This window comes from Thalassobium sp. R2A62 (assembly GCF_000161835.1).
Taxonomy (GTDB): domain Bacteria; phylum Pseudomonadota; class Alphaproteobacteria; order Rhodobacterales; family Rhodobacteraceae; genus Thalassobium.
The window spans coordinates 106,485-128,100 of the sequence record NZ_GG697169.2 but is presented as its reverse complement, the minus strand read 5'-3'; the positions used below and the strand labels follow the sequence as shown (position 1 = coordinate 128,100).

Genomic DNA, 21,616 nt, shown 5'->3' with positions numbered 1-21,616 from the left:
ATGCACATCGCCCCATTTGATAACAAGAACGCCCCGATCGTGGACGTAGATGATGCAACGGTTCCACTGAACTATTTCAACATCGTCAAACTGACCAAAGGTCAGGCATTCGAATACATGACCCCTGGCTACGAGACTTGCATCGTGCCAGCGACAGGCACCGTTGACGTCAATGTCGAAGGGTTCAAAGTCTCAAGCCTCGGCGGTCGCGTGATCGACGTTTGGGATGGCGAACCTGAGGGCGTATACGTCCCCACCGCAGCACGTGCCGAAATCGTATGTACTTCGGACACTGCCGAGATCTTTGTCGCTGGTGCGAAATACGATCAAGTACTCGAAGCCTTTGCCGTCCGTTCAGACGAGCTGGACAAGGTTCAATACGGCTCGGACGACACCAAAACCCACCGCAAGATCAAGCACATCTTGGGTCAGAAACAGCACGACAAAGTCGGGCGTTTGTTGGTGTCAGAACTCTTTACTGTCGGTCAGGGCGGCTGGTCCGGTTTCCCAAGCCACAAGCATGACACAGACCGTTTGCCTATCGAGACGCGTCATGACGAAACCTACAACTTCCGCTTCCGTCCCAACCATGGTTCCGGCGTGCAGATGTTGCAGCGCGAAGACGGCAAACCCGGCGACGCCTATCATCTCGTCGATGGATCGACCATTTGTCTCGACAGCGGCTATCACCCTTGCTGTGTGCTGCCCGGTTACGAGATGTATTATTTCACAATCCTTGGCGGACTGAGCCAGCGCAGCCTCATTCAGTATTTCCAGCCCTCTCATGCGGACCAGTTGGAAACCATCCCGGGCATCAAAGACATGATTGCCAAATTCAAATGACACTAGCCACACTTGCAGACGTCCTTCAGCCAGCGCTGAAGGGAAATTATGCTGTCGGCGGTCTTGTCACCCTTGGGTGGGAAGACATGCGGGCCTATGCCTATGCCGCACAATCCATTGGTGCGCCTGTTATTCTACAGGCAGGGCCGGGTTGCCGCGAACACACGCCCCTTCCGATTTTGGGCAAAATGTACCGGCACTTAGCCGCCGAGGTTGATGTGCCTGTCGTTGCCCATCTTGATCACGGCTATACCTTTGACGAATGCAGCAAAGCGCTCGATTCAGGCTTTACCTCGCTGATGTATGACGGGTCGCGCAAACCGCTGAACCAGAACATCGACGAGACCGCACGCATCGCAGAGCTTGCTAATGCAGCGGGCATTTCCTGCGAAGGCGAGATCGGCTTTGTCGGGTATGCCAACGGCGAAAACTCGGCCGGGACTGACCCAGATGAAGCCGCGCAATTCGCCCGCGAAAGCGGTGTTGACGCAATGGCAATCTCTGTCGGCAATGTGCACCTGCAACAGGACAAAGAAGGCGGGCTCGACCTGCCCCGCATCCAAGCGATCGAGGCCGTCACAAGCGTTCCACTTGTCATTCATGGTGGATCAGGTGTGCCCGTGGCCCAACGAACGTTGCTGGCACAGACATCGAAAGTCTGCAAATTCAACATCGGGACCGAACTGCGTATGGCCTTTGGCGCGGCATTGCGCGCGTCGGTCAACAGCGACCCCGATCAGTTTGATCGCGCTGTGCTCCTCAAGGCAACGCATGACCCAGTGATGACTGCCACTCAATCCGTTTTGCGCGCTTTTGGCGCCCCTGATCTACGAGGCTAGTATGCTCAACATAGGACTCTTGGGATGCGGCCGTATTGGTCAGGTCCACGGCATGACAATCAAGGGCTTGGACACCGCACGCGTTGTGGCTGTCTCCGACTTTGTCCCTGAAGCAGCACGGGCTCTTGCTGGTACATTGGGTGCAGCCGTTCAGATGTCAGAAGAGGTCATCGCGAACCCTGACGTCGACGCGGTTGTCATCGGCACACCGACCACAACACACTACGACCTGATCCACGCAGCCGCCGCCGCAGGCAAGGCGATCTTTTGCGAGAAACCAGTCGACATGTCCGTCGATAATATCCGTGCGTGTCTCGTCGCTGTCGAAACCGCTGGCGTGCCATTTCTGACCGCATTTAACCGCCGGTTTGACGCGAACTTTGCTCACCTTCAAAGCCAACTCTCCCAAGGTGCCGTAGGCGACGTCGAGATGGTCAACATTCTCAGCCGTGACCCTAGCCCGCCCCCCGCGAGCTATGTGGCAACCTCGGGCGGAATTTTCCGCGACATGATGATCCACGACTTTGACATGGCGCGCTTCCTCTTGGGCGAAGACCCCGTCGAAGTGCAGGCGATGGGCTCGTGCCTTGTCGATCCGGCAATCGGTGCCGAAGGTGATGTTGATACCGCGATCGTTCAGCTTAGAACTGCGAGCGGCAAGCTTTGCCAAATCTCGAACTCGCGCCGTGCCACCTATGGCTATGACCAGCGCATCGAAGTGCACGGTTCCAAAGGTCTGATCCGCGCTGACAATGTTCTGGAAAACCATGTGGAAATCGCAACCGAAGCCGGGTTCACCCGCGCGGTTGCTCAGAACTTTTTCCTCGAACGCTATGCACAAGCGTATCGGTCAGAGATGATCCACTTCATTGACGCCGTTACCAATAGCACTCCGATCAGCCCTGATGGCACTGACGGGCTCAAGGCCCAGATGCTTGCCGATGCAGCCACCCTCGCGTGGGAAACCGGCAAGGCCAAAGAGATCAGCGGCTAAGCTGTTCGATCAACGGCTGGATCCACGGCCACGCCTGCGCTGCATGCGCATTCAAGATCAAATAGGCGCGCCGTTGAAACACCGGCGCGTCCGCCAGTCGATGCAATTGGCCCGTTTTAATATAGGGCGCCACCATCCGCGCGGGCAGATACGCAGACCCACCCTGCCCCAGAATATGCGCAAGCCCCCAAGTCGCGCTGCCAAAGCTCAAACGCGCACTGGCCGCATCGGAATAAGCTGCAGCATGGGCACGCCCAAACTCTTCCCCACCCTCAACAAACACATACCCCGGATCAAACCGCAAAGGGGCCGCCGCATCGGTCGATACGAGGATCAAGTCCTCCGTTCCAATTGGAAAAATTTGTTGGTTTTGCTGAACTGTCGCGCTGTGTGTCAACGCAACATCAATCAACCCTGCAGCCAACCACGCAGTCAGTTCCGATGCGCTGCCTGGCCATACAGACAGCGCTGCATTAGGCCGCATCGTCCGAATATCGGTGATCAGACGCTCACCCAGATCCGACCACAGCTCGTGTTGGCAGCCAATATTGCACACTTCGCTGATCCGCTCAGGCAGCGCCGTTTCTTGGCGCGCTTGGCGCCACAGTTGGGTCATGACCTCGGCCGTGCGTTTGAGCCGCTGACCGGACGCCGTCATACGCGCACCCGACTTTTGCCGCACGATCAGCTGTTGGCCCAACTCCTGCTCTAATGATTGTAGCCGCGCAGTGACGGTCGACTGGGTTACGTTCATTTGTTCGGACGCCCGCGCAAGACTACCCGTCTCAACGATCGCCAAAAAGGTCTGGAGCGCAGTAATGTTCATATCACAACTTAATTCGAAAAAGTCGAACTATCTATTCAAATAGTTTCGTTTTTCAAATTACAAGAATCGCGTCATTCTACAACCAAGGGAGACACCACATGAGCGACTTACAATCCTTTCAGATGTTGATCGACGGCCAATGGGTCGACGCGGGCGATGGCGGCAGTTTTACCAGCATGAACCCCAGCACGGGCGTCGAATGGGCACGCATTCCAGAGGCCACAGCAGACGATGTTGATCGTGCCGTTCGTGCCGCAGATCGCGCGTTTAACACTGGACCATGGGCCGACATGACCCCCACGCAACGCGGCAAATGCCTGCGCAATCTGGGTGACCTACTAGCGGATAAATCCGAAGAGTTAGGCCGCATTGAGACCCGCGACACTGGGAAAATGCTCAAGGAAACCCGTTGGCAGGCTCAGTATATCGCTGAATTCTTTCACTTTTTTGCCGGTGCCGCAGACAAGGTGACGGGTGAAGTCCTGCCGATCGACAAACCCGACATGTTGGTCCTGACTGACCGCGAACCCTTGGGCGTAATTGCTGCGGTTGTGCCATGGAACAGTCAGTTGTTTTTGAGTGCGGTCAAGATTGGCCCAGCACTTGCAGCTGGCAACACGATGGTGCTCAAAGCGTCCGAGCACGCCTCGGCCGCGATGCTCGAATTTGGTAAATTGATCGCTCAGGCAGGCATCCCAGATGGTGTCGTCAACATCGTGACAGGCCACGGCGAGCCATGCGGCAAAGTGTTGACCTCACACCCTCTTGTTGCACGCATCGCGTTTACCGGCGGCCCCGTCTCTGCTCGGCACGTAATCCACAACTCTGCAGAAAATTTCGCCGAAGTGTCGCTCGAACTTGGCGGTAAATCACCCTTTATCGTCTTTTCCGACGCCGATATCGAAAGCGCGGTGAACGGTTCTGTCTCGGGTATTTTCGCAGCCACCGGCCAGAGTTGCGTGGCAGGCTCGCGGCTTTATCTGCACGAAGACATCGCTGACGATTTCCTCGCGCGCATGGTCAAGATCGCTGAAGGCGTCAAAATTGGCGATCCTGCTGCCGAGGAAACCGAAATGGGCCCACTGTGCACCCTTGCGCAGCTCGATCATATCAAACGCGAGGTCGCCCACGCCCATACCGAAGGTGGAACAGTTTTGACAGGCGGAGCCGAGCCCGACGGGCTGAATGGGCTCTATTACAAACCCACCATTATCGATTGCCCACGCCAAGATTTGCGGATCGTCGATACGGAACTCTTTGGCCCAGTTCTCAGCGTCATTCGGTTCCGAACCGAGGACGAAGTTATCGCACTGGCAAATGACACGAACCACGGGCTGGCCGCAGGCATCTTTACCACTGACAGCGCGCGGTCGATCCGTGTCGCAAAAAGGATCAAGGCAGGCATCGTTTGGGTCAACACATACCGCGTGATTTCCCCCATCGCCGAATTCGGCGGGATGAAGGGATCGGGCTATGGCCGCGAAAGCGGGATGCAAGCGATGTATGATTTCACCCGCCCCAAAACCATTTGGATCAACACGAGCGACCAACCGCTCGCTGGCGCCTTTGTCGCGCGCTAAGAAAGGTTAAGATCATGAAATTCCATATTGCGATTAACCTCGAACGGATGGACCCCACTGAAGATATCAGTGCCGTTAACGCCCATGTCATTGAGATGGTGAAAATGGCCGATGATGCAGGTTTCGAAGTCGTCTGGGCCGCTGAGCATCACGCGCTTGAAATGACCATTGCGCCAAACCCGTTCCAGCTGCTGTCCCATTGGGCCGCGCACACGAAAAACATCCGGCTGGGGTCAGGCGTCGCCAATGCCACATATTGGCATCCCATCAACCTTGCAGGTGAGGCCGCGATGGTCGACGTGATGTCAGGCGGGCGTCTCGAATTTGGCCTCGGATCTGGTGCCTATCAGCGCGAATTCGACCGCATGAAACCGGGTGTCAGCACCAAAGAAGGTCACAGCTACCTAGCCGAAGCACTGCCTGTCGTCCAAGCGTTGTGGCAAGGTGACGTCGAACATGATGGCGAACATTGGCAGTTCCCAAAATCGACGTCTTGCCCAAAACCTCTGCAAAAACAGGTGCCTATATGGGTTGCAGCACGCTCGCCCAGCACCTTTGACCATGCGGTCGAACATGGTGCCAACATCATGAGCTGGCCCCTGACCATGCCCTTTGCCGAGGCCGAAAAATATCGCGGGTTGCTCGACGAGGCGATCGCGAAATCAGACAAGCCTTACGCCGGTCAATTCGCAATGATGCGTCACACATCCGTTTGGGACGACGACGCAGACAAGGCGGCCACGATGGGCGCGATCCGCAATGTCTTGGGCCAATTCGGCAATCTGATGATGAAGGCTGGCGACGTCGTGAACGGCTTTCCTGACAAAATCCCGTTTGACGAGCTTGAGGGCAATGTGCGCGTAGAACCCGCAATGCTCGAGGAAAACCTGATGTTCGGCACCTCTGAGACCGTCGTCGGCAAACTTAAAGAATATGAAGATCTTGGTGTTGATGCGTTCATCTACTACGCGTCTATGGGACTTGATCCAGCGGTGCAAAAACGCTCGCTCCAGCTCTTTATCGACCGCGTCATGCCAGAATTCTCCTAAAGGACACGACCTATGACAACTGAAATCCGCCGCACTCTCTTGCACATCCAAGACACTCATATCGAAGGCGGCAAAGCTGTCTCAACGCCGACCAAATTGGTGGCCGCAATGGCAATCATCAAGAACCCTTGGTTCGGACGCGGGTGGATTGAAAACCTGCGCCCCGAAATTCGCGAAACTGGCCCTATCGTCGGCAAACTGCTGACCGACATGATCCTCGGTGTGACCGGTAACGCGCTGGAAGGGTACGGCAAAGCGTCTGTCGTCGGTATGGGCGGCGAGATCGAGCATGCCCAAGCGCTGACCCACACTCTGCATTTCGGCAACCAGTTCCGTGACGCCGTGAACGCCAAGAGCTACCTCGCCTTTACCAATACAAGAGGGGCGGCGGGCTGTTCCCTGATGATCCCGTTGATGGACAAAGATGACGGCGGTCGCCGCTCGCACTATCAAACCATTCACCTGACAGTCCCCGATGCGCCCGCTGAGGACGAAATCATCATGGCACTCGGGGCCTCTATCGGTGGCCACCCGCATCACCGCATCGGCGATCGCTACGAGGATCTGCGCGAGATGGGCCGCGACGTGGACAATCCTGCCGGTGTCTGACCTAGCGCCGCCCCATAGTCCGAACGGCACGGCCTACCGCATCAGCGGTCGCAGCGATGGGCCCGTGGTCATTATGATCCACGGGCTCGGTCTCTGCAGTGCTGTGTTCGATGGCATGATGGCAGCCTTTGATGCCGAATACCGCGTGGTGCGCTATGATTTTTGGGGGCACGGCGATAGTTCGGCACCTCCGGCACCCATGTCACTCACAGTGCTGTCGGAACAGATCATTGATCTTATGGATCACCTCGAGATCAACCGCGCCAGCCTTGTTGGCTTTTCAATCGGTGGGATGATCAACCGGCGCTTTGCGCTCGATCATCCGGACCGGTTAGACGCACTTGCGGTCTGGAACTCGCCCCACGAACGTGGCGTTGATGCTCAGGTTCAGGTCGAGGCGCGTGCCGCAAAGGTCGTAGACGAAGGCCCCATGGCCACGATGGACGCGGCCCTACAACGCTGGTTCACGCCCCGCTATCTGGCGTCAGGTGCGGACGGCCCTGCCCGCGTCGTTGCGTGGCGCGGTCGCGTTGATGTCACCAGCTACCCAGACGCCTGTATGGTGCTGGCCGCAGGCGTGACAGAGCTAATCCGCCCGCAGACGCCAATCACGGCCCCAACCCACGTGCTGACTTGTGAAAACGATACCGGCAGTACGCCCGCGATGTCCCACGCGATATCACGCGAAATCCACGGCGCGGAATCGCTCATCGTGCCGGATCTGCAGCACCTTGGCCTTATGGAAGACCCAGATGCATTTGCAGAACCCACACTTACTTTTCTCAATAAGGTTTTGAAACCATGACACAAATGTCCGGCGGTCAAGCCGCAGTTGCAGCGCTTCAAGCGGAAGATACCAAACATCTGTTTGGTCTCATTGGGTCCGCCACGATGGAGATATTCGACGCGCTCTATGACGCGAGCGACATCAATTTTGTTGGCGTCCACGATGAACGCACCGGCACCCACATGGCAGACGCCTATGCCCGCGTCACAGGCACCGCTGGCGTGTTCCTTGCGGGGCAAAATGGCCCAGGAACCACAAACCTTGTGACCGGGCTGGCCCAAGCCAAAGCGGCGTTTTCACCTGTCCTATCAATTGGTGGCGCGCTGGCCACCGGCCACGTCTACCGCGATGCATTCCAAGAGGTCGACCAGCAGGCGCTGTTCACCCCCGTAACCAAAAAAACATGGACAGCCACCGAGGCCGCACGTGTTCCAGAAATGGTGCGTGCCGCATTCCGAACTGCCCTAACCCCGCGCCGCGGCCCGGTGCAGCTAAACTTGCCAAGAGACGTTCTGGCAGGCCAAGCCGATTTTGAACCGATGCAGGATCCCAGCGCGTACCGGTGTCACACCCTGCCCGCAGCCCAAGCCGATGACATCGCACGGGCCGCCCAAATGCTTGATACGGCCACACGGCCCGTCATCGTCACTGGTGGCGGCATCAAATATTCTGGTGGTCACGCACAGGCCTTGGCATTAGCCGAAGCACTGAATTGCCCAATTGTGACCTCGCCTGGCCATGGTGATGCGATCCCATTTGGGCATCCGTTGAACGCGGGTCAAATGGGACCGCGCGGCAATGCCGTCGCCTCGAAACTGGTGAAAGAGGCCGATGTCATCCTCGCACTTGGCACGCGATTGGGCTTTAACTCAACCTTCTTCACATACGACAACATCAACAGAGACGCGGAAATCATTCAGGTCGAACTGGACCCCGAAGCGATCGGGCGCCATTTTCCGGTCGCGATGGGGATCTGGTCTGACGCACCGACGGCGGCACAGCAACTTGCCACGGCAGTGACATCTGGTCAGGCCAAGGCCGAAGTCGCCAAGTGGACCTCAGATTTTCAATCCGCGCGCGAATCACTTCTGACACAGCGCGATGCGGTCGCTGATTTGAGCCACCCTATCCAGCCATCGGGCCTGTTCAAAACATTGCGCGATGTGCTGCCTCAAGATGCCGCAATCACAATGGACGCTGGTACTCTTTGCCTACAGGCGACCGATGCGTTGAACTACTGGACGCCCAATAGCCTGTTCACACCGTTGGATTTCGGTCTGGTCGGCTTTTCCTTCGCTGCAGGGCTCGGCATCAAATTAGCACAGCCTGAACGCCCCGTTGTTAGCCTTATGGGTGACGGAGGGTTTGGTATGACCGTGTCCGAGCTTTCGACCGCTGTGGACCACGGCATCAACTCTGTCACGGTGGTGATGAACAACGGATGTTGGGGTGCCGAAAAGGCATACCAACGCGACTTCTTTGGCGGGCGCTATATTGGGGCAGATGTTTCAAGCCCGCCCTTTGACCAACTCGCTGATCTCTATGGCGCGGCGGGATTCAAAGCGGATCGCCTCGATCAGGTCGGTCCTGCAATCGAGGCCGCACTGGCCAGCGGCAAACCTAGCGTTGTTGACGTCTCAGTCGACCCTACCGCGCTTTACAGCTTTCGGCGCGACAGTTTCAAACATCGCAGTGGCTGAAGCAAAAAAAGCGCCCCACAGGATCCAGCCTGTACGATAAATGTTGAAAATGGAGCGCTCTGTCAGGCGTCTGGCGGATCGTTTTATATTGGAGATTGTTTATTGCGGAAGAAAATGGAGACACACTAGAGCCCATAGGATAAGTCTGTCTGCGAAAAGGGGAAGAGCGCTTTTTACCCGATTTGCGCAACAACCCAAATGTACTAAGGAATAGTTAAGAGGCTTCTTCGCGCGAGACTTCTTGCGCTAAAGAAATCAGCAGGCTCCTAGTCCGCTTATTAGGGATTTTCAAAATAGCTAATGCGATACGCGCTGTCTCCGCATCCATTGGTTGCTTTCTTTCATCCGCACCTTCTTCAAGTCCATCAAAGAAAAACGAGGGCGAGATACCGAATAATTGGCTCAGCTCAAAAAGACGGCTGGCAGAAATTCGGTTCTTGCCGCTTTCGTACTTTTGGATCTGTTGAAAGGAAATATCGAGTTCGCGTGCAATCTCGGATTGTGACTGGCCACGCAGAATTCTGGCTTCTTTGATGCGTTTTCCGACGTGAACATCAACCGGATGAACCATTATTACAGCCTCCTATATAACGTTTCCCTTAAAAGCTTCCCTTAAAAAAAGGCTGGATCCACAATCGATTCAAAGCCTTACTCATGCAACTTATGCGATTTTTTCATTACAAGGTAAAACAGAATTACAGCGTCAAGCTATGACCCCAAAGAATAGATTAAGTATTCGATCGGATATTACTGGACCTATTGCGCGCCCTAGACGTTCGTATGACCCGTGACTGCTTTCATTGGAGCCACAATGTGCGACGCCAACCGAAGGTTGTTGTAGACGTTTTTTTGACGCTCGCGAAGATTCCTTTGGGAGCCATGAGGCCAAATTACCTTTACTCCCCTGCGGCTCCCAATCTGCAAAAGAAAATGCTCCACCATACAGCTTATCGAGCGGTTCATTTTCAATATTTACCGCACAGGCTCTTATTGGGGGGCTTTTCCACGGGCAGTTTTGCCAAGAGATCACTAATCACTCCGTTGAGGTCTTTGCTCAGTTCCTTTCGCAGACCAGCTTGAGACTTCTTCTAAGGAAGAGGTACGAGGTTACCTTTTAGGAGGTCTCGGCTCACTGCATCTGTCACCGTTGTCTGATGTCAGCGCCTATGGGTTCAATTAGCGTTATTTAATAAGAAAGTTTATTTGGCTGATAAGTAACCCTGCGAAGCGGAATATGAGACAGATAACTGGAACACGCAAAAGGGCGGCCCCAGCAGGACCGCCCCTTAATCTTGGAAAATACGAAAACCTTAGCTTGCCACGGTCTTCATGAACCGGTCACGGATCACGACAGGGTCCATTGTGATCACTGGCAACTTGATGTTGCCGCTGTCACACTTCACTACAATGATGGTCATCTGTTTGCTGTCGATCGCCTCTTGCAACACTTTGCCAGTGTCCACATCGCGACAGGTCACAACGTTCTCACAGCCACAGGCCGCAGCGACATTTTCCAAACGGGTCTTTTTGCCCGCATAGGTCGGCTGGTCACCCGTTGATCCGTACGACCCATTGTCAATGATCATCAGGATAAAGTTTTCGGCCACGTTGTTGGCGATGGTCGGCAGTGTTCCGAGGTTCGTGAGAACCGATCCGTCACCGTCAATCGAAATCACGGTTTTGTCTTGCGCCAGTGCAAGGCCCAGACCGATGGACGACGACAATCCCATAGTGCCAAGCATGTAAAAATTGCTCGGCTGATCGTCGATCATATGAAGCTCTTGGCTCGGAAGACCGATGTTGCAAACGACCAGCTGGTCCCGAAGGATGGGCGCGATCTCGCGCAGAATTTCTGATCTGATCATTGGTCGCCGTAGCCTCCCCAGAACGACGCATCCGTCAGGATCGCCACAGGTTTGTTGCACATGAATGTGTATTTCAGGATCGTATCTAATTCGTCCGCATCACTTTCCTTGTGGAAATGATAGGTCGGGATATTCATCTGCGCCAACAGCGCTTTGGTGTGTACAGCCATCTCGACCTGACAGGCCACCGGCTCGCGCAGCTCACCACGGTACGAAATGATCATCGGCAACGGCATCCGGTAGTATTGGATCAACGTCGCCAGCGTGTTGATCGTTACACCGATCGCAGTGTTTTGCATGATGATCGCAGGACGTTTGCCGCCCATAAATGCGCCAGCACACAGGCCCATGCCTTCGTCTTCTTTGTTCGATGGAATGTGAAAAATCTCTTCGCGCGCTTCCACTTCGTCGATCACACCCGCCAGCTGTTTGCACGGCACGGTGGTTACAAACGAAACGTCATTCGCAACAAGATCATCAACGATCTTCTTGTCGATACTCATCTGGGTCACTCTCCTGTTGTGCCGCACCCACGCGGGGCTGCGACGATTTCATCTATGGGTTCAAAACAATCTTGGGCGCAGCCGTGCGGCCTGCGCGAATATCGGCAAAGGCCTCGGCCCCGTCTGCCAATTCCCGCGCTTGGGTCCAGTCAAGCGCACCTAGGCGCCCGTCAAACATGGCCGCTGCTGTGTCTCGGAAATCTTGGGCTGTATAGGTGTAGGTGCCGATGAACGTGATCTCTTGCAACGTCATGCGCCGGACATCCAGACCGCCCTCGCCTTCGCCCAGACCGATGTGACCGATCACTCCGCCCGGACGCGCGTGGGCGGACGCCACGGCACGTGTCGCAGCATATCCAACACCATCAACCACAAGATCAAAGAGCGCATCGTCGGGCAAATCATCAGGCGCAATCGACATCTGACCACACACACCGTTTAACACGTCGCGGCGCAATGCGTTTGGCTCAACAATCGTGACATCCCCAACGCCTTGGGCCGTCAGCGACAAAGCAGCACCCAGACCAATAGCGCCACCGCCAATAACCAAGGCGCTGTCAGAGGCACCATTCAACGTCTCGAGCGCCAAACGCACAGTGTGCCAACCACAGGCAATCGGCTCTGCCAAACAGGCCGCATCAAGCGACACGTGGTCCGGTACAGTGACGAGGTTTTCGTCCCGCATCACTACATATTGGGCAAAAGCCCCCTCTCGCGGCGGCATCGAAATGATCAGCCGTTCAGGGCAAAGGTTGTCGCGACCGGATGTGCAGGCCGCACAAACACCACAGGTAACCAACGGATTAACCGTGACCCGCTCGCCATTGCGGAGACCACCGACAATCGTGCCTGCTGCTTCATGACCCAAGATCAGTGGCGCAGGCCGTCGATCATCATGCCCCAAATAAGCATGCATGTCCGAGCCACAAATCCCGACACTTTCAACCTTGATCAGCTGCTGACCAGGTTTAGCGACCGGATCAGGCATTTCACGATATTGCAGGTCTTCGACCCCATCATACACCAATGCCTTCATTTCGCTGTGAACCCCCCATCAACCATCAACACCTGACCTGTTACATAACGGGACGCATCAGAACATAGAAACAGCAATGGCCCATCAATATCGTCCAACGCTCCATTACGCCCAACACACGTCTGCGCTGCATTGCGCGCTGCCCGCTCGGGGTCCGCAAAAACGGGGCCCGTCAATTCGGTAGGGAAAAATCCCGGTCCGATCGCATTGGCATTGATCCCGTCGCAGGACCACGCTTCTGCCATCGCGCGGGTGAGCTGTCCAATGCCAGCCTTGGATGCGCCATAGCTGACACCACCGGGAAAGGCCCGTGTCGTCTGAAGCGATGCAAAATTCACGACACGGCCCCACTGTTTGGCGCGCATCTGCGGGACAAAACATTGGGTCAGAAAGAACGGCGCGGCGAGGTTCAGGTTCATCGTGACGTCCCAACCCGCGTCGGTGACCTCGTCTGCTGTCTCGCGGGTGTTGATCCCCGCTGCATGAACCACAATGTCAGGCGTGCCAAAAGGCGTTGCAATGCGTTCCGCAATATCTGTGATCTGATCGCGCTGAGACAAGTCTGCGGCGACTGTGGCCGCCGCAGGTCCAACAGACTGCTCCCATTCAGCCAGCGCATCCGTACGTCGCGCCACACCGACAACCTGTGCTCCAGCCGCTGCCAATGCGATCGCGGCGCGCTGCCCCAATCCTGCACTGGCGCCGGTGACACAGGCCACACGGCCTGTCAGGTCAAACAGGCCGCTCATCTTATTCTTCAGCCGTCAGGTCAAAGTTTTCGCCGGGGAAATACTTGGCCAGACGCACATCCGCAGCCCGCGCATGTCCCTCCATCCCTTCCAACCGCGAAATCCGCGCTGTGGCTTCTGCCACGCGCTTGGATCCTTCGGGCGTCGAACGCTGCCAAGTTACGATCTTCATGTACTTGTGCACGCTCAAACCGCCCGTGTAGGACGCAGCACCAGACGTCGGCAGAACGTGGTTTGTCCCCGAAGCCTTGTCACCGTAAGACACAGTCGTTTCTTCGCCTAGGAACAACGACCCGTAGCAGGACAAACGTTCAAGCCACCAATCAAGATCAGCCGCCTGAACCGTCAGGTGCTCAGGTGCATATTTATCCGAACAGGCCGCCATCTCTTCACGGTCAGCACATAGGATGACTTCGGCATAATCACGCCACGCCGCGCGTGCGTTGTCACGGTTCAGCTCGGGCAGGTCCTCGATCAAGTCCGGCACGAGGCTCATTACCTTTTCCGCAAGCTCACGGCTGTCCGTCACCAACCATACGGGCGAGTTATAGCCGTGCTCGGCCTGACTGACCAGATCCACAGCAGCAATCATCGGGTCCGCGTCTGCGTCCGCTAGGACCAAACTGTCGGTTGGCCCAGCAATCATATCGATCCCAACACGGCCAAACAAAATCCGCTTGGCTTCGGCCACGAACTGGTTGCCCGGCCCAACAAGGATGTTCGCCTCTGGCAGGCCAAACAGACCATAGGTCATCGCCGCGACACCCTGAACACCGCCCAACGCCATGATCTTGTCCGCACCGCAAATATGCGCCGCATATACAATCGCTGGTGCCACACCAACACCCGGACGGGGTGGCGACGTCGCCGTGATATGGCCACAACCGGCCACTTTGGCTGTCGTCACCGTCATAATCGCTGACGCAATGTGGCTGTAGCGTCCGCCCGGGATGTAGCAACCCGCAGCGTTCACAGGGATCGCTTTTTGACCCGCGATCAAGCCCGGCTGAATTTCCAACTCAACATCGCTGACTGTGGCCTTTTGCGCCTCGGCAAACCGTTTGACGTTGTCATGGGCAAACCGAATGTCTGCCTTCAGCTTTTCAGGAACCAAGGCCGCCGCGGCCTCGATTTCTTCAGGTGTCAAAATGATGTTGCCGTCGTATTTGTCGAACTTGGCCGCGTACTCACGCGCGCTGTCGTCGCCACCAGCCTCAATGTCGGACAAGATGCCTCTGACGATATCATGCACGTCGCTCGCATCAGAGGTCGACGTTAACGTCGCCTTTTTCAAATACTCTCTTGCCATTGCGCAAATCCTTTGCCGGTCTCGGAGGCCCTGCATGATTCACATGCGGCCCTAGATGTTAGGGGGGATCACGGCACACAGCGGCCCTGATCGCCTGCCAATGGCTTAGGCCACTGCCCGCCGCCTATGCAAGGATTTGCCGAAAAACAGGCTCTCTTTCGGGTGTCGGACAGGGTCGCGTTCGGAAAACCCGAAATCCCCCTTCAGCGCAAGATCCGAAACTGATCTCGAATCTCAGCATCCTGTACCGCGCTTAGATAGCTAGGGTGATGATCACGCAGTACCTCACGCGCGACCCGCTTGGCGCGCACCCATGCGTCTTCACCGCCCGCGTCTTCCCATGCCTTGGGCTGCGCACGGTCGGCCAACTTGGGGTAATGATAATCCCGCTCCATCGCGGCATAGGTGTGACCCGCCCCTAGAAAATGCCCATCCCCCAAGATCGCCGTACAAATAGCGTCGTAGCCTAGGTTGTCTTCGCTCACCTCAACGCCGCGCAAAACGCGGTAGGTCATTGCGTGCATCTCGTCATCCAGCACAAAAGCCTCAAAGCTTGCGCCCAACAACGCGGCCGTCATGCCGCTGCTTTCGTAAATTAGATTCCCACCAGCCAACGCGGCCCCAAGGCTCGTCATGCCCTTTTCCACGCCGTATTGCGCATCAATCGCCTTGGCGTCGGTCATCGAACAGGCGACACCAGACGGCAGGCCCAGCCAATTAGACAATTGCGCCGATGCGGCATTGAGCAACGTCGTCTCGCCACCGCCCCCCGCAAACGCCCCACTGCGCAGATCGATAACCAATGGCCAGTTCGAAAACACCATTGGAAAGCCTGGTGAAATCACATTCACCATCACCAAACTGGCCAATGTTTCCGCCAGCGATTGTGCCAAGAACCCAGCCATCGTTGCGGGCGCCGTTGCACCAGCCTGTGCGGCCGTAATGCACGACATCGGGATGTTGTGCTCGATGCATTTATAGACAACCTCGACCGCGTCCTTGCCAAACCGCATAGGCGAAATCACAGGGCTGATGTGCGTCTTGATGAACGGGCGCTCTGCAAACTTTCCTGCGCCACCCGCCGCAATATCCAGCATCGCCACGATTGGGTCGACCGTCTCGGCAACGGTAAAGGCAGTCGCCACCGGCTTGGTCGTATTCCTCAACAACGCATAGGCCGTGTTGATATCCAAATCGACGATCTCGGGCACATCTGTCGCAATGCTACACCGCGTAAACCACGCCACATTGTCCAGCGTGTCTTGGAGACGGGTAAAATCATGCAAATCGCGCAATGTCGAAGGCCGGTACACGCCTGTATCAATATCCAGCGTATTCACCGCGGCCCCGCCCGTTCCAAAATAAACCGCGTCGCCGCCCACCTCGATAGTTCGATCCGGATCACGTCCATGCAATGGAAACCGCTTGGCGGCCCCATCGATAACACCTTCAACCATTAACCGCGGAAATCCGATGCGACCACCACCCAGATCGTTCGCTCCGGCCGCCAATAGGTCAGCCTCTAGTCGCGTTGGAACCTCGCCCATTCCTAGGTCCGCCAACAATCGCAACGCCGTGTCGTAAATCTGCTTTAGGTCATAGCCCGACAACGGACGGTACTGACCACCCATTTGCCCTGCGGGTGCAGGGTTCACTTTGGGCGGCGCCGCGCGTTGCGTCAAACGTGCTGACCGGCCAGAACGTTTGCTAGAGGTATCGGAACTGGTCATTGCTCATCCGTTTCATTGTGGTCTGCCATCACAGAAACGGTCCCAATTTTCAGACGCAAACGAAATTATGCAAATTACGTAAATTCGAAGGTAGAATATGCAAATTACGAATATTCGTGTCTGAATTGACGCCGAACCGCTGCTGATGCCCAATCGCATTCGGACAGCTAAACAGGAATGAAGATCATGAAAACGCAGACTCGAGCAGTCGTTATCGGAGGCGGCATCGCAGGCTGCTCAACGCTCTATCACCTCACCCAAGAGGGCTGGACTGATGTTGTTCTGGTTGAGCGTAACGAGCTGACATCCGGGACCACTTGGCATTCAGCGGCGCAGGTTACAAACTTTGGCGCGACCCAGACGATGGTAGGTCTCAAAACCCATTCGATTAATCTATACAAAGAGCTGGCCAACGATACGGATTATCCCATCAATTACAATCACGGCGACGGCGGCATCCGGTTGGCCAATACCGAGGCCCAGATGGATGGCTATCGCCACTTTTCGTCCATGGCCCGTGGCATGGGGGTCGAATTCGAAGTGCTCGACGCCGAAGAATGCGCCCGTCGCCATCCGCTGATTTCTACAGACAACCTGATCGGTGGTCTCTGGGATGGCAACGACGGCGATATTGATCCTGCCCAGCTGTGTCAGGCTCTCGCCCGCCGTGCCCGCAAGGCAGGTGCCGAAGTGTACCGGAACACGCCAGTTACCGCATTGACCCAACACAAAGACTCCAGCTGGACCGTCCATACAGACAAGGGTGATATCGACTGTGAAGTCGTTGTTAACGCCTGTGGCTACCGCGTAAACGAAGTCGGCGCGATGATGGGTGTCCATCACCCTGTCATGTCAATGGAGCACCAGTATTTCGTCACCGAAGAAATCCCTGCGATCCGCGATGCTGGTCACCGGATGCCGCTGTTGCGTTGCCCGATCAGCGACTATTATTGCCGCCAAGAAAAGAACGGATTGCTCGTCGGATTCTACGAGCAAGACTGCAAAACATGGGGAATGGACGGGATCGATCCGCATTTTGTGAATGCGCTGTGTCCTGACGATCTTGACCGCATTACTGATGTTCTCGAGGGCGCGTTTGAGCGGATGCCGGCCCTAACAGAGGTCGGAATTCACACGGTCGTCAACGGCCCCATCACCTACACGATCGACGGCGCCCCACTTGTTGGACCAATCCCGGGCAAGAGAAATGCATTTTGTATCATCGGCTTGCGTGCCGGACTTGGCGAAGGGGGTGGCCATGGTTGGTTGCTCGCTCAGCAAATTGTTCATGGCGAAGCGTGTTATGACACATGGGGGCTCGACCCTCGCCGTTTTGCCGCACACACGAATGTCGAACTGACAGCGCTCAAGGCGATTGAGGACTATCAGAACGAATTCCGGTTCCATTTCCCGAATGAACACCGACCCGCAGGTCGCAACGCCAAAACAACCCCATTGACCCCGGTCATGGCCGCCGAAGGTGCTGAATTCACGGTCGTGAACGGATGGGAGCGCGCAGAATACTTTAAGCCGTCGCCAGATCATCATGTCACGCACAGCTTCCGCTTTGACGAAAGCTTCGACATCGTCACCGCCGAAGTTGCAGCCGTGCAAAACAGCGTCGGGCTCAGCGAAGTAAACGGCTTTAATCGCATCGAAATTACGGGCGACGACGCACAGAACTTTCTTGATCGCATGATCTGTGGCCGCCTGCCTCGAAAAGCAGGGCGTGTCGGTCTCACCTATCTGCTGAACCACCAAGCTATGGTTAAGGCAGAGGCAACAATTGCTAACATACCTGCATCCAATCGCGGTCCAGACCGGATATGGTACGGATCGGCAGCTGCATCCGAACAGCATGATATGGACTGGCTGGCGTCACACATCCAAGACGTCGAAGATGTCCAGCTTAAGTCGCTGACAAATGACCAAACGATCCTTGTTCTTGCAGGCCCCAAGGCGCGTGATGTGCTGAGCCGCGCAAGCCGAGGGGATTGGTCAGCCGCTGGTTTCCCATGGCTGACGGTGCGCGAATGTTTTGTTGGGATCGCCCCAGCAACCGTGATGGCGGTCAGTTTTTCCGGCGAATTGGCTTATGAAATTCATGTGCCCAACGCCTCTCTCTATGCAGCTTATTTGGCGCTTCGCGAAGCCGGAGCCGCTCACGACCTTCGGCTCTTTGGTGCTCTTGCGATTGACAGCATGCGGATGGAAAAGGGTTATTTGCACTGGAAATCTGACATTCTGACAGAGTTTGACCCTTTCGAAACCGGCCTTTCGAGGTTCATCAAAATAGACAAACCTGACTTTGTAGGGCGACAGGCCCTGATCCAACGACAGTCCGAAGGTCCGCGCAAACTGCTTGTTAACTTGTCGCTCGATAGCCGCCACGCGGCCGCCCACCCAGGCGCATCTGTAATGCTAGATGGGGCTGTCGTCGGCACCGTGACATCAGGGGATTGGGGGCGCCGAACAGGTCTCAACATTGCCTACGCCTTTGTTGATCCGCCATTGGCCGACCTAGGAACAACGCTCGAGATTGATGTACTGGGGACGATGATCGCCGCCCAGGTGATTTCGCCCAGCCCCTATGATCCTCCGCTTTCTCGCGTGCGAGGCTAGCGCGATTTAGCGACGACTCTTGTCGTTAACTAGAGTGAACCGCTGACGACACCTGATAGCTTTGATGTCCCGCGTCCCAACGGCGGGGCATCTTGCACACGCATTCTTGCAAAATTTCTACGCCGATGCGCCGCGTGAACCGCCGTTGCAATCGATGAGAATGCTCCAACACAGCCGATCGCCTCACCTAAAAACATCAAAAGATATATGGAAAATAGCCTTTTCCACGGAATAGGTGCAAAATTTGTCTGGTTTTTCAAATGGATGATCTGGTCTACCCAATAGTCCTGATTGCATTCATCGGCAGAACTCTAGATCACGTCTGTAGATTTACTGACGTCTGACGGGCCGAGCATTGCATAGACCCCGACGAGCCTAGGGAGGGCAAAATGACAACTCAATACACAGACCGTGCCGGACTGCAGGTGGCCAACGTTTTGGCGGATTTCATCGAAACCCGCGCATTGCCCGGAACCGGGGTTGAACCCGCAACATTCTGGTCTGGTCTAGCAAGCTTGGTCCAAGATTTCCGGATGCGGAATGTGGACCTCTTGGCCGAACGCGAGACGATGCAGCAACAGATTGACAGCTGGCACATCGAACGCCGCGGCCAAGCTTTGGACGCTGACGCCTACAAGGCCTTCCTAGAAGAAATCGGGTATCTCCAACCGGAACAGGGTGATTTCGCGATTGAGACGGCCAATGTAGATCCAGAGATCGCATCGATTGCGGGTCCACAGTTGGTCGTACCTGTCACCAATGCCCGGTTTGTGCTGAACGCGGCCAATGCCCGCTGGGGCAGCCTCTTTGACGGGTTCTACGGCACAAACGCCATGGGCCCGCTGCCGACAACCACAGGGTTCGACGCAGGACGCGGCGCGCGCGTCGTCGCTCGGGCAGCCGTGTTTTTGGATCAGGCATTTGCAATCCAAGGCACCAGCCATGCCAAGGCAGCCAGCTACACCGTAGAGAACGGTCAGCTTTTGGTTGATGGCACCCCACTGGTAGCGCCTGAAAAGTTTGTCGGATTTACCGGCGATGCGGCGCGCCCATCGACCGTTTTGCTGCGTAACAATGGCCTATACGTAGAATTGATGTTCGACGCCGCGCACCCAGTCGGCAAGACCAATGCCTCTGGATTGGCGGATGTGATGATGGAAAGCGCCGTCTCGGCGATCGTCGATTGTGAGGACTCAGTCGCCTGCGTCGATGCCGAAGACAAAGTTCTGGCCTACTGCAACTGGTTGGGTCTGATGCAGGGCGATCTTGCCGAGACGTTTGAGAAAGGTGGTAAGACAATCACCCGCGCATTGCGCGATGACCGCACCTATAGCACACCAGATGGCGGGTCTCTTACCGTCAAAGGTCGCGCGTTGTTGTTGGTCCGCAATGTTGGGCATCTAATGACCAACCCTGCGATCCTCGATGCCGATGGCAACGAAATCTTCGAAGGCATGATGGATGCGATGATCACCACATTGATCGCGATGCATGACCTCAAGAAATCCGACGGCTTGCGCAACTCAGCGACGGGTTCTGTCTATGTCGTGAAACCTAAAATGCACGGCCCAGCCGAAGTCGCATTTGCCAATGAAATCTTTGGCCATGTCGAAGCCGCACTGGGTCTGCCACAGAACACAGTCAAACTAGGCATCATGGACGAAGAGCGCCGCACATCTGTGAACCTCAAGGAATGCATTCGCGCGGCCAAGCATCGTGTCTGCTTTATCAACACTGGCTTCTTGGACCGGACAGGTGACGAAATCCACACCTCGATGGAAGCAGGTCCCTTCAGCCGCAAAGACTTTATCAAGCGCAAGAGCTGGATCACCGCATATGAGAACCAGAACGTCGATATTGGGCTCGAGTGTGGTTTGTCTGGCAAGGCTCAGATCGGCAAAGGCATGTGGGCGGTTCCAGACAACATGGACGCCATGATCGAAACAAAGTCAGAGCACCCTAAATCCGGTGCAAATTGCGCATGGGTCCCTAGCCCGACTGCGGCGACGCTTCATGCTTTGCACTATCACCGCACCGACGTCTTTGCAGTGCAGGCTGGCCTCGCGGCCGGTGGCCGTCGTGCCTATGTCGACGCATTGCTGGCCATCCCAGTCGCGCGTTACCGCAAATGGTCCGATGCACAAATCAACCGCGAAGTTGAAAACAACGCCCAAGGCATTTTAGGGTATGTCGTGCGCTGGATTGATCAGGGCACTGGTTGTTCCAAAGTTCCGGACATCAATGATGTTGGCCTGATGGAAGATCGCGCAACCTGTCGAATTTCCGCACAGCATATCGCCAACTGGCTGCACCACGGGGTGGTCTCTCGCGACGCGGCGATGGATATCATGAAACAGATGGCTGTTGTCGTGGACCGTCAGAACGCCGACGACCCGACTTATACTGCGATGGCACCATCCTATGACGGCGTCGCCTTCCAAGCGGCGTGTGATCTGGTGTTTGAGGGTCGTATTCAGCCGTCCGGTTATACCGAGCCTGTGCTTCACGCGCGCCGTCTGGAACACAAAGCGTCCTAAAGGGACTGACATCTTCGGATTTTAGGGCGGCGGCAACG

Annotated in this window: 18 protein-coding genes; 10 read left to right on the top strand and 8 right to left on the bottom strand. The window is 56.0% G+C overall.

Annotated features, from left to right (window positions below; genetic code table 11):
* Genes TR2A62_RS00635 through iolG form a run of 3 tightly spaced genes read left to right on the top strand, consistent with a single transcriptional unit; the run spans position 1 to position 2,676 of the window.
* Positions 1 to 843 (top strand): 5-deoxy-glucuronate isomerase, encoded by an 843-nt coding sequence (locus tag TR2A62_RS00635; RefSeq protein ID WP_009159273.1) that lies wholly within the window; start codon positions 1 to 3, stop codon positions 841 to 843.
* A complete protein-coding gene (locus TR2A62_RS00630) occupies positions 840 to 1,682 on the top strand; it encodes a class II fructose-bisphosphate aldolase (RefSeq protein ID WP_009159341.1) in 843 nt (280 codons plus the stop codon). The genes TR2A62_RS00635 and TR2A62_RS00630 overlap by 4 nt, the downstream gene beginning before the upstream one ends.
* Before the next feature lies 1 nt (position 1,683).
* Positions 1,684 to 2,676, top strand: coding sequence for an inositol 2-dehydrogenase (gene iolG / locus TR2A62_RS00625; protein WP_009158086.1), 993 nt, complete (start codon positions 1,684 to 1,686; stop codon positions 2,674 to 2,676).
* On the opposite strand, the gene TR2A62_RS00620 is transcribed toward iolG, so the two are convergent.
* Positions 2,666 to 3,502, bottom strand: a complete 837-nt coding sequence (locus TR2A62_RS00620; RefSeq protein WP_009158953.1) for a LysR family transcriptional regulator — start codon at positions 3,500 to 3,502, stop codon at positions 2,666 to 2,668. The genes iolG and TR2A62_RS00620 overlap by 11 nt on opposite strands.
* A gap of 98 nt (positions 3,503 to 3,600) precedes the next feature.
* On the opposite strand from TR2A62_RS00620, the gene TR2A62_RS00615 reads away from it, so the two are divergent.
* From TR2A62_RS00615 to TR2A62_RS00595, 5 genes are read left to right on the top strand one after another with little or no spacing between them, the layout of a single operon-like run.
* On the top strand, positions 3,601 to 5,082 hold the full coding sequence (locus TR2A62_RS00615) for an aldehyde dehydrogenase (protein WP_009160535.1): 1,482 nt from the start codon (positions 3,601 to 3,603) through the stop codon (positions 5,080 to 5,082).
* A gap of 14 nt (positions 5,083 to 5,096) precedes the next feature.
* Positions 5,097 to 6,131 (top strand): LLM class flavin-dependent oxidoreductase, encoded by a 1,035-nt coding sequence (locus TR2A62_RS00610; protein ID WP_009160549.1) that lies wholly within the window; start codon positions 5,097 to 5,099, stop codon positions 6,129 to 6,131.
* 12 nt (positions 6,132 to 6,143) lie between these two features.
* On the top strand, positions 6,144 to 6,740 hold the full coding sequence (locus TR2A62_RS00605) for an amino acid synthesis family protein (protein ID WP_009158507.1): 597 nt from the start codon (positions 6,144 to 6,146) through the stop codon (positions 6,738 to 6,740).
* Positions 6,733 to 7,545 carry an alpha/beta fold hydrolase gene (locus TR2A62_RS00600; protein WP_009157520.1) on the top strand — a complete coding sequence of 271 codons (813 nt, stop codon included), beginning with the start codon at positions 6,733 to 6,735 and terminating at the stop codon, positions 7,543 to 7,545. Before TR2A62_RS00605 ends, TR2A62_RS00600 begins: the two co-directional genes overlap by 8 nt.
* On the top strand, positions 7,542 to 9,227 hold the full coding sequence (locus TR2A62_RS00595) for a thiamine pyrophosphate-binding protein (RefSeq protein ID WP_009159942.1): 1,686 nt from the start codon (positions 7,542 to 7,544) through the stop codon (positions 9,225 to 9,227). The genes TR2A62_RS00600 and TR2A62_RS00595 overlap by 4 nt, the downstream gene beginning before the upstream one ends.
* A 214-nt stretch (positions 9,228 to 9,441) precedes the next feature.
* Here the strand turns inward: TR2A62_RS00595 and TR2A62_RS00590 are convergent, their stop codons facing one another.
* The 7 genes from TR2A62_RS00590 to TR2A62_RS00560 all read right to left on the bottom strand — a co-directional run bounded on the left by TR2A62_RS00590 (position 9,442) and on the right by TR2A62_RS00560 (position 16,419).
* Positions 9,442 to 9,798, bottom strand: coding sequence for a helix-turn-helix domain-containing protein (locus TR2A62_RS00590; protein WP_009159121.1), 357 nt, complete (start codon positions 9,796 to 9,798; stop codon positions 9,442 to 9,444).
* Positions 9,799 to 10,537: 739 nt separating this feature from the next.
* Positions 10,538 to 11,092: a sulfopyruvate decarboxylase subunit beta gene (gene comE / locus TR2A62_RS00585; protein ID WP_009158338.1), complete on the bottom strand. Its 555-nt coding sequence runs from the start codon at positions 11,090 to 11,092 to the stop codon at positions 10,538 to 10,540.
* Positions 11,089 to 11,595: a sulfopyruvate decarboxylase subunit alpha gene (gene comD, locus TR2A62_RS00580; RefSeq protein ID WP_009158656.1), complete on the bottom strand. Its 507-nt coding sequence runs from the start codon at positions 11,593 to 11,595 to the stop codon at positions 11,089 to 11,091. The genes comE and comD overlap by 4 nt, the downstream gene beginning before the upstream one ends.
* Before the next feature lie 52 nt (positions 11,596 to 11,647).
* Positions 11,648 to 12,631: an alcohol dehydrogenase catalytic domain-containing protein gene (locus TR2A62_RS00575; protein ID WP_009157812.1), complete on the bottom strand. Its 984-nt coding sequence runs from the start codon at positions 12,629 to 12,631 to the stop codon at positions 11,648 to 11,650.
* A complete protein-coding gene (locus tag TR2A62_RS00570) occupies positions 12,628 to 13,380 on the bottom strand; it encodes an SDR family NAD(P)-dependent oxidoreductase (RefSeq protein WP_009160732.1) in 753 nt (250 codons plus the stop codon). Before TR2A62_RS00570 ends, TR2A62_RS00575 begins: the two co-directional genes overlap by 4 nt.
* A 1-nt stretch (position 13,381) precedes the next feature.
* Complete coding sequence (hisD, locus tag TR2A62_RS00565) at positions 13,382 to 14,689, bottom strand: histidinol dehydrogenase (RefSeq protein WP_009159944.1); 1,308 nt, start codon at positions 14,687 to 14,689, stop codon at positions 13,382 to 13,384.
* 203 nt (positions 14,690 to 14,892) lie between these two features.
* On the bottom strand, positions 14,893 to 16,419 hold the full coding sequence (locus TR2A62_RS00560; protein ID WP_009158081.1) for a trimethylamine methyltransferase family protein: 1,527 nt from the start codon (positions 16,417 to 16,419) through the stop codon (positions 14,893 to 14,895).
* Between the two features lie 186 nt (positions 16,420 to 16,605).
* Here TR2A62_RS00560 and TR2A62_RS00555 point away from each other — a divergent pair, with 186 nt between their 5' ends.
* Both TR2A62_RS00555 and TR2A62_RS00550 read left to right on the top strand, forming a co-directional pair.
* A complete protein-coding gene (locus TR2A62_RS00555) occupies positions 16,606 to 19,041 on the top strand; it encodes an FAD-dependent oxidoreductase (RefSeq protein ID WP_009157405.1) in 2,436 nt (811 codons plus the stop codon).
* Between the two features lie 389 nt (positions 19,042 to 19,430).
* The gene (locus TR2A62_RS00550) at positions 19,431 to 21,578 is read left to right on the top strand and encodes a malate synthase G (RefSeq protein WP_009160318.1); all 2,148 of its coding nucleotides are present in this window, start codon (positions 19,431 to 19,433) and stop codon (positions 21,576 to 21,578) included.
* Positions 21,579 to 21,616: the final 38 nt, after the last annotated feature.